At 62.6% G+C, this 13,698-nt stretch carries 12 protein-coding genes and 1 tRNA gene; 10 read left to right on the plus strand and 3 right to left on the minus strand.

What is annotated here, in order from left to right; all coding sequences use genetic code 11:
* The first annotated feature begins 131 nt into the window (after positions 1-131).
* Positions 132-1,346 carry a ferrochelatase gene (locus TX78_RS10860; RefSeq protein WP_044496206.1) on the plus strand — a complete coding sequence of 405 codons (1,215 nt, stop codon included), beginning with the start codon at positions 132-134 and terminating at the stop codon, positions 1,344-1,346.
* 1 nt (position 1,347) lies between these two features.
* Here the strand turns inward: TX78_RS10860 and TX78_RS10865 are convergent, their stop codons facing one another.
* Positions 1,348-2,274, minus strand: coding sequence for a metallophosphoesterase (locus tag TX78_RS10865; RefSeq protein WP_044496297.1), 927 nt, complete (start codon positions 2,272-2,274; stop codon positions 1,348-1,350).
* Between the two features lie 345 nt (positions 2,275-2,619).
* Here TX78_RS10865 and TX78_RS10870 point away from each other — a divergent pair, with 345 nt between their 5' ends.
* The 6 genes from TX78_RS10870 (at position 2,620) to pth (ending at position 7,256) form a co-directional block, all read left to right on the plus strand.
* Positions 2,620-3,225, plus strand: coding sequence for a helix-turn-helix domain-containing protein (locus tag TX78_RS10870; RefSeq protein ID WP_044496207.1), 606 nt, complete (start codon positions 2,620-2,622; stop codon positions 3,223-3,225).
* Between the two features lie 66 nt (positions 3,226-3,291).
* Positions 3,292-3,363: transfer RNA gene (locus TX78_RS10875), tRNA-Gln, on the plus strand.
* 65 nt (positions 3,364-3,428) lie between these two features.
* Positions 3,429-4,922, plus strand: coding sequence for a bifunctional UDP-N-acetylglucosamine diphosphorylase/glucosamine-1-phosphate N-acetyltransferase GlmU (gene glmU, locus TX78_RS10880; RefSeq protein WP_044496208.1), 1,494 nt, complete (start codon positions 3,429-3,431; stop codon positions 4,920-4,922).
* Between the two features lie 32 nt (positions 4,923-4,954).
* Positions 4,955-5,935: a ribose-phosphate diphosphokinase gene (locus TX78_RS10885; RefSeq protein ID WP_044496210.1), complete on the plus strand. Its 981-nt coding sequence runs from the start codon at positions 4,955-4,957 to the stop codon at positions 5,933-5,935.
* Positions 5,936-6,021: 86 nt separating this feature from the next.
* Positions 6,022-6,639, plus strand: a complete 618-nt coding sequence (locus TX78_RS10890) for a 50S ribosomal protein L25/general stress protein Ctc (protein ID WP_044496212.1) — start codon at positions 6,022-6,024, stop codon at positions 6,637-6,639.
* 38 nt (positions 6,640-6,677) lie between these two features.
* Positions 6,678-7,256, plus strand: coding sequence for an aminoacyl-tRNA hydrolase (gene pth / locus TX78_RS10895; RefSeq protein ID WP_044496213.1), 579 nt, complete (start codon positions 6,678-6,680; stop codon positions 7,254-7,256).
* Between the two features lie 31 nt (positions 7,257-7,287).
* On the opposite strand, the gene TX78_RS10900 is transcribed toward pth, so the two are convergent.
* A complete protein-coding gene (locus TX78_RS10900) occupies positions 7,288-7,791 on the minus strand; it encodes a DUF2505 domain-containing protein (RefSeq protein WP_049897849.1) in 504 nt (167 codons plus the stop codon).
* Between the two features lie 159 nt (positions 7,792-7,950).
* On the opposite strand from TX78_RS10900, the gene TX78_RS10905 reads away from it, so the two are divergent.
* The gene (locus tag TX78_RS10905; RefSeq protein ID WP_081652776.1) at positions 7,951-9,168 is read left to right on the plus strand and encodes a calcium/sodium antiporter; all 1,218 of its coding nucleotides are present in this window, start codon (positions 7,951-7,953) and stop codon (positions 9,166-9,168) included.
* Positions 9,169-9,215: 47 nt separating this feature from the next.
* Complete coding sequence (locus TX78_RS10910; protein WP_049897851.1) at positions 9,216-10,463, plus strand: serpin family protein; 1,248 nt, start codon at positions 9,216-9,218, stop codon at positions 10,461-10,463.
* Between the two features lie 741 nt (positions 10,464-11,204).
* On the opposite strand, the gene TX78_RS10915 is transcribed toward TX78_RS10910, so the two are convergent.
* Positions 11,205-11,501 carry a GyrI-like domain-containing protein gene (locus tag TX78_RS10915; protein WP_147640479.1) on the minus strand — a complete coding sequence of 99 codons (297 nt, stop codon included), beginning with the start codon at positions 11,499-11,501 and terminating at the stop codon, positions 11,205-11,207.
* A gap of 122 nt (positions 11,502-11,623) precedes the next feature.
* Here TX78_RS10915 and TX78_RS10920 point away from each other — a divergent pair.
* The coding region (locus tag TX78_RS10920) for a CarD family transcriptional regulator (protein ID WP_044496217.1) at positions 11,624-13,698 on the plus strand (2,075 nt) is incomplete at its 3' end.

Consider the following 13,698-nt stretch of genomic DNA (forward strand, 5'->3'; position numbering starts at 1 on the left):
CGATATCGCTGAGTCCTGAACCGGCAGAGTCTTGAAACCGCTGAGACTCGCCTTAAGCTATCAAATAGTTAGGTAGACTAACTATTGCCTTGGCGGCCGTCAGGGTATCCGCACCAGTACCAGGAGACTGCATGTCCTCGCTCAGCTCAGAGGCCAACCAGGATGAACCCACCGAGGTCGTACCTTTCGCCACCGAGGCCTCAGCCTCAGGTGCTCCCTACGCCCAGGCACCCATGGCCTATGATGCGATTCTGCTGGCCGGTTTCGGCGGGCCAGAGGGCCAGGAGGATGTGATCCCCTTCCTGCGCAATGTCACTCGTGGCCGCGGGATACCGGACGAGCGGCTTGAGGAAGTGGCCCACCACTACCGGCATTTTGGTGGGGTGAGCCCGATTAATGAGCACAATCGCCAGCTGCGCCAGGCCATTGAGGATGAGCTCACACGCCGTGGCATTGACGTTCCGATCTATTGGGGGAACCGCAACTGGGCACCCTACTTGGAGGACACGGTCAAAGAAGCTGCGGCAGCTGGTCACACCCGACTGCTGGGACTGGCCACCAGTGCATACAGCTCGTATTCAAGCTGTCGTCAGTACCGTGAGGATTTCGCCCGAGCGCTGGTCAGCACAGATCTGGCATCCACTGTGCGGATAGATAAAATCCGGCAGTTCTTCGATGCCCCCGGATTTGTGGAGCCTTTCGTGGAATCAGTGGGCCAGGCGCTGCGACAGCTCACCGAGGAGGGCATCCCCGCCGGCAGCATTCGCGTGCTCTTCTCCACACACAGCATCCCCACCGATGATGCCCGACGCTCGGGCCCCCGGGATCAGGACTTCGGTCCCGGAGGTGCCTATGCGGCACAGCACGAGGCGGTGGCCGAGCATATTATGCAGCGGCTGCAGACAGATGGACTGATCAGCGACGGCGCCCTGCCCGGCTGGGAAGTGGTCTATCAATCCCGCTCCGGCCCGGCCAGCCAGCCCTGGCTCGAGCCGGATGTCTGTGACCGGATCTCCCAGTTGCCGCAGGAATCCGCACAGGCAGTGGTGATCGTTCCGCTGGGCTTCCTCAGCGACCACATGGAAGTGATGTGGGATCTGGATGAAGAGGCGATGGAAGCCGCCGAAGAGGCCGGGCTGCGTGCCATTCGCACCGCCACGCCGGGGGTGCATCCGGCGTTTGTACGCGGCGTCGTCGATCTCATTCAAGAACGCATGGACGCAGTGGCCCCCGAGAAGCGTGAACATCTCACCGCACTGGGCCCGTGGTTCGATGTGTGCCGACCAGGGTGCTGCGAGAACATTCGGGCCGGTTTCAAGCCGGCCGCGGCGGGCGTGCGGCCCTGATCTAATCGCCAGCAGGGCCAGCTTCAGCGATGATGCGCTGGACCGTGTCCGCATCCAGATGTGCCAGCACCTCACCGGCCGAGGGAAGCGGGACGTGGAAAGGCAGCGCTCGGTGGGTTCGGTCCTCGTAGAGTTCGACTACCGTGCCACCGGCACCTGAGCGGATGTCCTCTGTGGTGGGGTTTCCCAGTGGTTCCACGAGGTTGGTGACAGCTGCACTGACGAGCACCGGGAGGTGTTCTCCCGGGCCGATCATCCAATTCTCGGCAATGTGATGGTGATAGTGACCGCTGAGAATGAGCTGCACATCGCTGTTCTGCAGCACCTCAGCCAGGCTCTGTGGATTCTGCAGGGACAGGGCCTGCAGCAATACGGTCTGTGCCGGGATGGGTGGATGATGCATCAGGAGCACCGTGCCGTCCTCAGCAGGTTCGCTCAGCTGCTCGTGGAGCCACTGCAGTTGCTGCGGGCCGAGCTCGCCGTATCCTGCGCCTGGCACCGAGGTGTCCAGCACTACTATCCGCAGTCCGTCGAGGAAGGTGACCGAAGACCTCGGGGAGAGGGCGGCCGAATCCTGCTGCGAGGTGGTGGCGCCGCCGTCCGCTCCGCGCAGGTCACCCAGAACCTGGGTGAATCTCTCGCGCTGGTCGTGGTTGCCCATGGCATAAGCGGTTCGTGCCCCGCGCTGTTCGGCCCAGGGTTCCACAAGTCCCCGAAGCCGCCGATATGAGGCCGCACTGCCATCCTCGGAGAGATCTCCGGTGAGCGCGATGAGGTCGAGGTCCAGGTGCTCGCTACGCTCCAGGGTGCGCTCTAAGTTCCTATAGGTGTCGACTCCGTTATGCCGTGCTGAGGGATCACCCAGCAGATGGGTGTCGGTGAGGTGCAGGATCCGGTACTTCGGTTGACGCAGCGTTGAGGAGGCCATATCAGCACCTTGCCAGAGCCTGGTGAACAACACGTGACATATCTCTGGCTTAGGCTGGAGATTGGTGGGAGATATCTTCGCAGGTCGATACGAGCTGGTAGACCCCCTGGTGGAGGGCGGAGCCGGCGTCGTTTGGCGCGCCTGCCGACGCGCCCCGGTTGACTCAGGGTCCGTTCACCATGGGCACCCCTGTGGCGAGAGTACAGAAGTGTGCAATCGCAACACAAGAGTTTGCTAAAGAAAACAATGTCTCGATCAGATAAACCCGATTGCGCTCTGTGGTCGCTGGACTGACCGGGATCCGTTAGGATTCACAAAAGCGAAGACACCGGCACAGGAGGCCCAGTGAGCGAAAGTGCTCAGGCGAATCTGGACGCTCAACGCGCCGCCTATGGAGAGCCGCTGCGGGACATCTTCGATCGGCTCAAGCAGTCCTTCGGCATCAACCAATCAGCACTGGCCAAAGTGCTGGGAATTTCAGCGCCGATGCTCTCCCAGCTCAACAGCGCGCAGCGGGTCAAGATCGGCAACCCCGCGGTGCTGCATCGTGTACAGCGACTCAATGACCTGGCTGCGGCGCTGCACACTGGCACTGTGACACCGGAGCAGGTCAGCGCGCAGCTGGAAGAGATCCGCACCGCCACCGGAACGCTCACCCAGCGCGCTGCTGCTCAGACCGCGGGGCAGGCAGCAGCACAGCCCTCCGAGCGGCTCGCCGGGGCCTATTCAGCCCCTGCAGAGTCCGAAGCAGCTGCGGCGGCCCAGGACGCCGTCGTCGTTCAGGGGGTCAGGAACCTGTTGCGAGCGGTGGCCTCCGGCAGTGAGCTTCGCGAGGCAGCAGAGGGTCTCCAGGGCCAGTATCCTCGGCTGGCGGAACTGCTGCGTCTCTACGGCACGGGGCCGCTGCCACAGGCCCACGAGCACTACGCCAAGCACAAAGATCTCTTCTGACGGAGCGCCAAGATGAACAAGTGCGGTCATACATGCGAAGATGTACCGGCGCCTTTTTTGGCGCGGTCCGCCATGGTGTAACGGCAGCACGCCAGCCTTTGGAGCTGTGCAGTCTAGGTTCGAATCCTAGTGGCGGAACGGCCCTGCCGCGCGAGCTGCTGATCACCAGCACCTGCGTAACATGGGTCAACACTAGGCCCCTAATGAGGAGTGCACTGTACGTGTCTGAGTCTGCCGCCCGTCCCGCCGCCGTCATTGTCCTGGCAGCAGGTGCGGGAACCCGCATGAAATCTCGCACACCGAAGATCCTGCACCCTGTAGGCGGGCTCTCCATGATCGGGCACGCGCTCAATACCGCCCGGGCGCTGAACCCGCAGCAGCTGGTCGCCGTGGTGCGCCACCAGCGCGAGCTCGTCGCTGAGCACATTCTTCGTCACGACGACGCCGCCCTGTTAGTTGACCAGGATGAGATCCCTGGCACTGGTCGCGCGGTGGAATGCGGCTTGGAAGCCCTCGCCGCTGCCGGAGCCCCAGCGGAATCCGGCACTGTGGTGGTGACCTACGGTGATGTGCCGCTGCTGAGCCCGCAGCTGCTGTCAGAGCTGGTGGCCCAGCACGAGACAGAAGGCAATGCCGTCACGGTACTCACCACTGTTCTAGAAGACGCTGCAGGCTACGGACGCATCCTTCGTGAAGGCGATACCGTCACCGGCATTGTGGAGCATAAGGACGCCACCGAACAGCAGCGACAGATCCGCGAGATCAACTCCGGCATCTACGCCTTCGACGCCGCGGTGCTCACCCGGGCCCTGTCCCGGATCACCACTGACAACGCCCAGGGGGAGAAATACCTCACCGATGTGCTCGGTCTTGCCCGTGCTGAGGGCGGGAGAGTCGCAGCCCTGGTCACCGAAGATCGCTGGCAGGTGGAAGGCGCCAATGACCGGGTGCAACTGCAGGCCCTCTCCGCAGAGCTCAACCGGCGCACCGTGGAAGCAGCCATGCGTGCTGGCACCACGGTGATCGACCCGTCCACTACGTGGATCGACACCACCGTCACGCTGGAAGAGGACACCACACTGCTGCCCGGCACTCAGCTGCACGGAAAGACGCATATTGCCCGCGACGCCGTAGTGGGTCCTGACACCACGCTCACCGATGTCACCGTCGGCGAGGGTGCGAAGGTGACCCGGACTCACGGCAGCGGGGCAGTGATCGGTGCAGGCGGCGTCGTCGGGCCCTTCACCTACCTGCGCCCAGGGACCGTCCTGGGTGAGGAGGGCAAGATCGGTGCCTTCTACGAGACCAAGAACGTGAACATCGGTCGCGGATCCAAACTCAGCCACCTCGGATACGCCGGCGATGCTGAGATCGGTGAATACACCAATATCGGTTGCGGCAATATCACCGCTAACTACGACGGCGAGAACAAGCACCGCACGGTGATCGGCTCCCATGTGCGTACCAGCTCCAACACCGTCTTCGTGGCACCGGTGGAAGTCGGCGATGGTGCCTACACTGGGGCCGGGGCAGTGGTCCGAAAAGACGTGCCGGCCGGAGCCCTGGCGCTCTCGGTGGCCCCGCAGCGCAATGCTGAAGGCTGGGTGCAGAATAAGCGCCCGGGCTCGGCAGCCGCTGAAGCCGCAGAACAGGCAACACAGCACGATGGCGACAACACCACTGACGGTGACAACTAAAGCCCATCTGGGCAAAGAGGACTGAAGGACACATGGACGAAATCAGGCTGGGCACTGAAAAGACTCTCGTCATCGCATCGGGCCGGGCACACCCCGAGCTGGCAGATGAGATCGCCAAGGAGCTGGGCACCGAGCTGCTGCCTATCAGCGCCTATGACTTCGCAAACGGTGAGATCTACGTGCGCTCCTCGGAATCGGTGCGCGGCAAGGACGTCTTCCTGCTGCAGTCCCACCCATTCCCGCTGAACAACTGGCTCATGGAACAGCTCATCATGATCGACTCCATGAAGCGCGCCTCCGCCAAGCGGATCACCGTGGTCTCCCCGTTCTACCCGTACGCGCGCCAGGATAAGAAAGGCCGCGGGCGTGAACCGATCTCCGCGCGCCTGGTGGCAGATCTTTATAAGGCCTCCGGTGCAGACCGCATCATGAGCGTGGACCTGCACACCGACCAGATCCAGGGCTTCTTCGACGGTCCCGTTGACCACCTCTTCGCTATCCCGCTGCTGGCTGATTACATCCGCGGCACCGTGGCCGATGACGAGGTCACGGTGGTTTCGCCTGATACCGGACGTGTGCGGGTGGCCGAGCGCTGGGCTGAGCGCCTCGGTGGTGCACCGCTGGCCTTCGTGCATAAGACTCGGGATCTCACCCAGCCCAATAAGGCTGAGTCCAAGCAGGTCGTCGGTGAGATCGAGGGCCGCACCTGTGTGCTGATCGACGACATGATCGACACCGGCGGCACCATCGCCGGAGCGGTGAAGATCCTCAAAGACGCCGGGGCCAAGGACGTCATCATCGCCGCCACTCATCCGGTGTTCTCCGGTCCGGCGGCAGAGCGGTTGGCCAATTCGGGCGCACGGGAGGTGGTAGTGACCAATACGCTGCCGATCCCGGAGGAAAAGCGCTTCGAGAACCTCACGGTGCTGTCCATCGCACCGATTGTTGCCCGCGCGATCAAGGAAGTCTTCACCGACGGTTCAGTGACCTCCCTGTTCGACGGCCACGCCTAAGTGCGCTAAGCTAGCTAGCTGTGCCAAAAGGCGAGGGAGTAGTGGGAACCCCCACAGGCTCCGTTATCGACGAATGAAGGAACATTATGGCTGACAAGATTGTCATCTCCGCCGAGGTCCGCACCGAGTTCGGCAAGGGCGCTGCACGCCAGGCTCGCCGCGCGGACAAAGTCCCCGCTGTCGTCTACGGCCACGGCGATGAGCCCCGCCACGTCCTGCTGCCCGGTCACGAGACCATGCTTGCAGTGCGTAACCCCAACGCGCTGATCACTCTGGACATCGAGGGCGACAAGCAGACTGTCATCCCCAAGGACATCCAGCGCGACCCCATCAAGCGTTTCGTGGAGCACCTGGACCTGCTCGCCGTGCGTAAGGGCGAGAAGATCGTCGTCGAGGTCCCTGTTGAGGTCACCGGTGAGCCCGCTCAGGGCATGGAGTACTTCCTGGATCAGCCCACTGTGGCTGTCGAGGCCGACGCCCTGAACCTGCCGGAGTCCGTCACCGTGGACATCACCGGTCGCGAAGAGAACGTTCTGCCCGAGCACCTCACCCTGCCCGAGGGCACAACCCTGGCTCTGACTGACCTGGAATCCCCAGTGGTGACCATCACCGAGCCCCAGGAGCAGGACGTTGAGTCCGATGCCGAGACAACTGAGGAAGAGGCTGCTGCAGAGGGCGACGGCGACGGCGACTCCGCCGAGTAATCGCCTCAGCTGGCGAGAGAAACAGGTAGCCTGAAGCAATGGCTTCAGAGACATGGCTGATAGCGGGTCTCGGGAATCCCGGGGCCCGCTATCAGCGTACCCGGCACAATATCGGCCAGATGGTGCTCGACGAGTTGCTTGACCGCATGGGGGCCAGCTACTCCCGCACTAAAGTTGGAGCCAAAGCCGTAGGCGCCCGGCTTCCCGGGGGAGGTCCCAAAGTGATCTTCGCGATCTCCGAGGGATACATGAACACCAGCGGCAAGCCGGTGCGCAGTCTGATGGACTATTTCTCCGTGGATCCGCAGCACTTAGTAGTCGTCCACGATGAGCTGGACATTGACTTCGGCCGCATCAAGCTCAAGCGCGGCGGCTCAGAGGGCGGGCACAACGGCCTGAAATCCATCACTCAGCACCTCGGCGGAAACCGTGATTACCTGCGAGTGCGGGCGGGAATCGGGCGTCCCCCAGGGCAGATGGACACCGCAGATTATGTGCTGCAGAAATTCAGCAGCGCAGAAGGGAAGCAGCTGCCTGATGTCATCGACCGCGCCGCCGACGCCGTCGAACTTCTGATCACCGAGGATCTGACCACGGCGCAGAATAAAGTCCACTGACGACGTCGACCGCGCTGCCGCAGCTGTCATATCAGCCGTTCTTCTCGATCCATTTGGCAACCTCAGTGGCCTGAAGCTCCACGAATTTCCGCATATACGGCTCGGCCGCTTTCTTGATCTTCCCGCCGATAATTGGGATCTTCACGTCCACATCACCGCGGACAGTGGCCAAAGTTTCTGCCGCACTGCGGGCGTGCAGCGTCTGGGAAGCCACGGCCTTCACGGGGGCACCAGCAATATCTACGGTGGTGTCCGAGCGGCGCGAGCCGGAGGCATCCGGAGCGCTCCACTTGTCAGTCACGGTCACATTCACAGTGCCCTTGATGACCTTCTTCGCGATCTCCGGGAGCTTGTCGGCGCTCATGGCCTGCTTAGAGATCACCTCGAAGCCAGTCTCCGCAGTGCCGCTGAGTTCAAAGCCCTTCAGCTCGGAGCCCACTTTTGCTGCCAGGTGTTCATGGAAATCACGCGAAGTGTAGGCCGCAACAATGGCATCAGCGCTGTGCGGAATGACCTTCTCGGCTTCAAGACTCACAGGGGTCTCCTTCAAGGGGTTGAAAACAGGTGGTGGTACTGCGCTGTCATCCTAACCAGGCCGACGCTTGAGAACGGATGCCGACGCGTTCAGCCGTCGAACAAAATTACGTGAACTTTAGCCTAATTTTCAGGCTCTACTCAGGGTATGCTGTGGACGGTGACGCTCATCCAACTTCTTCTGCTGGTCAGCGGTTTTGTGCTCCTCGTCCTTGGCGGGGAGGCGCTGGTCCGCGGGGCTGCATCCTTGGGCAAGACCATGGGGCTCTCCTCGCTGATCATTGGACTCACTGTGGTGTCCTTCGCCACCTCGGCCCCGGAACTGGCCGTGAGTGTTGGCGCCGCCCTCGATGGCTCACCTGGGCTTGCGGTAGGCAATGTGGTGGGCAGCAATATTGCCAACATCCTCTTCGTACTGGGACTCACCGCGGCTTTCGGCGCCCTCTACGTCCGCCTTCAGCTCATCAAAGTCGATATTCCGATGATGGTGGTGCTCTCAGTGCTTGCACTGCTGCTCTCATTGGATGGGCACCTCTCCACCCTTGACGGCGCTCTGCTGTTGGGCCTTCTGCTGGCTTACCTGCTGGCCACCATCATCTACGCCCGACGCCGGACCGTTCGCGGCAAGGCCCCAGAACTGCATGTAGAGGAAGTCCTCCACTCCGGCACAGGGAAGCTGACTTCTAAGCTGCGGGCGACCAAGTTGCGCGCCACCACCGTTGACCTGGTGCTGATTCTGGTAGGCGTGGGGCTGCTAGTGGTCGGTGCTCAACTGCTGGTGCGGGCAGCCACCGACATCGCCACCGCCTTGGGCGTCAGCGACCTGATCATCGGGCTGACCATTGTTGCCATCGGCACTTCTCTGCCTGAGCTGGCTACCAGCGTCATTGCCGCAGTGCGTGGTGAACGCGATATGGCTGTGGGCAACTTGGTCGGTTCCAATATCTTCAATATCGGGGCTGTGCTGGGTCTGACCGCCATTGTCTCTCCGATAGGTGTGGAGGTGGCATCAGCGGCCATCCACTTCGATCTCCCGGTGATGGTCGCCGTCGCCTTGGTGCTGCTGCCCCTTGCTTTCACGGGACAAGCTATCCGCCAGTGGGAGGGCTACGTGCTGGTGGTGATGTATGTGGGCTACGTGGTCTACCTGGTCCTCTCGGCGGCAGATCACAGCGCACTGCGACCCTTCAGTGCCGCCATGCTCTGGTTCGTGCTGCCGATCACCGCCGTCTGGATCCTGGCCCTGGCCGGCTACGAGCTGGGCCTGCGCCACTCCGCAAAGGAAGACAGACGCGAGTACGGTGATGATGAGGAAGACTTCTACACCTCTCCCATCACGATTCCTGCACCTCCTGAACAAGCCGAGCGTCAACAATGAGCTCCTTTCGTACCTCCCAGCCAAGCACGTCACTGCGGTCGTGCACCGTGGCAGCAGCCTCGGCTCTCGCTCTGCTTTCGGCCACCGCCTGCGGATCCGATCCGCAGGCCCCGCAGCTTCGGGTCGAGGTGGACTATCAGCCGGCGTCGCTGAGTTCCGCAACTGCGGCTGAGGATGTGGTGGCCGCCGGAACCAGATTCGGGGCTCAGACCCTTGAAGCCCTCGCGGCGGGGGAGAATCTGGTAGTTTCACCCGCCTCGCTCACTACGGCGTTGGCCATGCTGGCCGAAGCTGCTGAGGGGCCCGCCGCCGCGGAGCTGGAAGAACTGCTCGGCGCAGCAGGTGAGTCCCGCGCGCAAGCGTTCAGCGCCTTGCAGGCCGCGGTAGGGGAGTACGACGGCGACCCTGCCGCAGTGCAGGAGGATGACCTGCCGGAGCGTCCGCTAGTGCATCTGGCAAACCAACTGGTCATCCAGGACGGCGTGGAGCCCGATGATGACCTGCTGGAAACTCTGGCCTCCGCATACGACGCCGGGCTGGTGACTACCGACTTTGCGCAGCAGGAGTCCAAAGACCTGCTGGATGTCTGGGTTGATGAGCACACCGGCGGACTCATCGAGAAATCCGGGGTGCATGCCCCGGATGACCGGATCCGGTTCGTGCTGCAGAATGCGGTGGTACTGGCGGCGCAATGGCAATCGCCCTTCAGTGAATCGGCGACCGCAGAAGGAGACTTCATCACCGGCACTGGAGCCAGCGTCCGTACAGATCTGATGCAGCAGCGACTTTTCGCCTCCTATACCGAATACGACGGCGCCCAGGCGGTCCGGCTGCCCTATACCGAGGGCTTCGCCATGGATGTCGTGCTTCCCGCTGAGGGGCAGGACCCGGCCGCTATCACTGGTGAGGACTGGCTGGAGATTTCAGCTGCGCTGGGGGAGGAGTCCGCCGGTGCCGAAGTCGATCTGATGCTGCCGCGCGTGGAGATCTCCTCCAGCGAGGACCTGATCGACCTGCTGCTGGAGCTAGGCCTTGAGGCCACGGTCGCTGGTGATGATCTCAGTAAACTCACCCCGGGTACACGCTTGAGCCAGGTGGCTCATCAGACCGTGATGCGCGTGGATGAAGAAGGGACCGTGGCCGCCGGAGTGACCGAGATCGTGGGGCTCACTTCTGGGACACTCGAGGAACCAGTGCAGCTGCACGTGGACCGCCCCTACACGCTGCGGATAGTGCACACCGAGACAGACTGGCCGCTGTTCATGGGCGTGGTCTACGACCCCACCGCTGAGTAACGGTTCAGCTGCGGTCCCACAGCTGCCGGTAAGCTTGCAGACAGACCGGATGCGGCCGACGTGATTGGAGTTGGGGGGGGGGTACTCGGAGGACAGAGGCCGGGCAGGAGCCAGCCCCTACCGAGACGCTGGAAGTCGATAAGGCTTTCGCCGCCTTAGCTTTCGACTAGCTGGGATTCCAGGTTTGCCAGGTCTGCGAGGTCTTGATCTGTTGGCTCAAAACGGGCAACTGAGAGAGACTCCCGTCGGTGTGGCAATTCCAGCAGCTTGATAAAGAAGCGTGTTGCATCTACTTCAGCGTGAGCCTCGTATTGAGGGTTATCCATGTTTGTCAGAGCGAAACGGTAGCTATCACCGATGAGCGTTGCTGGCTGACTCGCATGTATGCGCCAGTCATCCCTGGACCCTCCGAGAATAGTTGAATCGACTGGAAAGGCTAAGGACCACGGCGGCCTGGAGGGCGCGATAATCGGATGGGGAGTTCGTTCTATAACATGCCCCTGATCATCTGTGCTGAGGGCACCGGGCGGGCCAGCGATAAGCGTCCGACCAGTGTGATATGTGATCTCCCATAGTCCTGTGCTGAAGAATCGAAAGTCACCACTTTCTCCCGGGAATTCTCCGCTACGGTTCTCTGTCAGGAAAGAGCCGGCAAGGAAATTGTGGCGGACTCGGGACAACGCCCGAACTAGCTCCTGAGGTCCGATTGTGTTTCCAGCATCCGTCATGCCTTACTCCTTGCTAGACACGGCAAGAGCCCGAGGGTCTGGTGAAGGCAGAAAAGTCATCAGCCCACCAGAGACCTTCCAGGGGCGGGACCACATAATCCCGGCCCAAGTGGTTCTTGCTGGCGAACTTCAGGGTGTACGCCACCGGGTAGAGCGTTTCTAGCGCGGTGCTGAACTGGGCAGAGGAATTAGGGTCCCCGGAGCCGTCCAGCATGAGGTACTGCATAGGTGGTACCTGCAGTAGCCGAAACTCTCCGCGGCGGGCCTGATAGGACTCATGCGTCTTCTTCAGATCAACCTTGCCGGTCATAGCCGCCAGCATCTCACGCCGTGGGCCGAATCCCAAGGACTGGGGGAGACGCCCGGGGCAGCAGCCCGGTAATGTAGGGGCGGTTCTCTTTCCCCCTAAAACTCACTAAAGGGTGTATTGGCATGGCACTGCGTGGTCTACGTGCGGCACTGGCAGCAAGCTCCACCTACCAGCGGGTGGCCTCAGCTGCGCAGCATCCAGCCGCCGAACGCACCGATGAACTGCAGATCGCGGCCACGTCCGGCCTTCGACCGGCGCTGATCGCTGAGATCGCGCAGAGTCTGCGTGCTGCCCACCCGCAGGCCACCGTGCTGGCCGTCACCGCCACCGACCGGGAAGCCGATGAGCTGGTGGCCTCACTGACCTGCTTCGCTCCCGATGCCGCCGTCGCGCATTTCCCCTCCTGGGAGACTCTGCCGCATGAGCGGCTCTCCCCGCGCTCTGACACTGTGGGCCGGCGCTTGGGAGTGCTGCGCCACCTTGCCCACCCTGAACAGGCCGGCACGCTTGATGTGGTGGTCGCACCGGTTCGGGCGGTTATTCAGCCGATCGTGGCCGGGCTCGGGGACCTCGAGCCGGTAAGCCTGCGCACGGGTGGCTTCTACGAATTCGACGACGTCGTCGCCCGCCTTGCCGCTGCCGCCTACAGCCGGGTGGATATGGTGACCCGGCGGGGCGAGTTTGCCGTCCGCGGCGGCATCTTGGATGTCTTTCCGCCGAATGAGACTCACCCGGTGCGTGTGGAGTTCTTCGGTGATGAAGTGGAGCAGATGCGGCACTTCTCCGTGGCCGATCAGCGCTCTCTGGATGCTGAGGACGCTCCGACGGGTTTGCACGCGGTGCCTTGCCGCGAGCTGCTGATCACCGATGAGATTGCGGCCCGTGCCAAGGAGCTCATGGCCACGATGCCGCATGCGGTGGACATGCTGGAGTGCATCAGCCAGAAGCAGGCCGTGGAAGGCATGGAGTCGCTGACCCCGGTGTTGGCCGAAAAGATGGTGCCTTTCGTCTCTGAGCTGCCCGAGGGGTCCCTGGCGGTGCTCATCGAACCGGAGAAGGTGCGCACTCGTGCCCATGATCTAGCGGCCACCAATGATGAGTTCCTCGCCGCAGCCTGGCAAGCCTCCGGCGACGGCGCGGCCAGCCCGATTGCCATCACCGATCAGGAGGAAGCCTCCCTCGCCAGTGGTGCTTTCGCTACTCTGACCGAGACCCGTGAAGCCTCCCTGGAACACGGCAGCAGCTGGTGGTCCATCACTTCCCTGGGACTGGATGCCGAGTTGGCCCAGGACGCAGACATCGTCTCTATCAGTTCGCGTGAGCCCATCGGCTACCGCGGCAGCGTGGAACAGGTGATGGAGTTCCTTGCCGGACGCGCAAAGGACCAGTGGAGTGTGGTGGTCACCACCGCTGGCGGCGGCTCCGCTCAGCGTGTGGCGGAGCTGCTGGGAGAACACCAGGTCCCGCATGAGCTGGTGGAAACCCTCGACGACGCCCCCTCAGCTGGGACCATCACCGTCACCACCGCGAACGTCCCCGAGGGGTTTGCCCTGGATGAGCTGCAGCTGGCGCTGCTGACTGAGTCCGAAATGCTCGGCCGCTCGATCCGACAGGACAGTCGCCGCAGCAAGGGCCGCGCGGCTCGCCGTCGCAAGAATGCCGTTGACCCGCTTTCGCTGAGCAAGGGCGATTTTGTTGTCCACGAACAGCACGGCATCGGGCAGTTTGTTGAGCTGATTCAACGCCCGGTGGGCTCCCCGCAGGCGATCAAAGCAGGCACTGCCGGTATGCGCGAATACATGGTGCTTGAGTATGCCTCCTCGAAGCGCGGTGCGCCCAAGGACCGGCTGATGGTTCCCACTGACCAGCTGGACCAAGTCTCCCAGTATGTGGGCGGGGATGAGCCGAAGCTCTCGCGGATGGGCGGAAGCGACTGGGCCGCCACCAAACGCAAAGCCCGTAAAGCGGTCAAGGAGATCGCCGCGGAACTCATCCGACTCTACGCGGCACGGATGGCCTCACGCGGTCACGCCTTCGCCCCGGATACGCCCTGGCAGGCTGAGCTGGAGGACGCCTTCCCCTATGTGGAGACCCCGGATCAGCTGAGCGCCATGGAGGACGTCAAGCGAGACATGGAGGCCGAGGTCCCCATGGACCGGCTGGTCTCCGGTGATGTGGGCTTCGGCAAAACCGAGAT

This window comes from Nesterenkonia massiliensis, assembly GCF_000455245.1.
GTDB classification, from domain to species: Bacteria; Actinomycetota; Actinomycetes; order Actinomycetales; family Micrococcaceae; genus Nesterenkonia; species Nesterenkonia rhizosphaerae.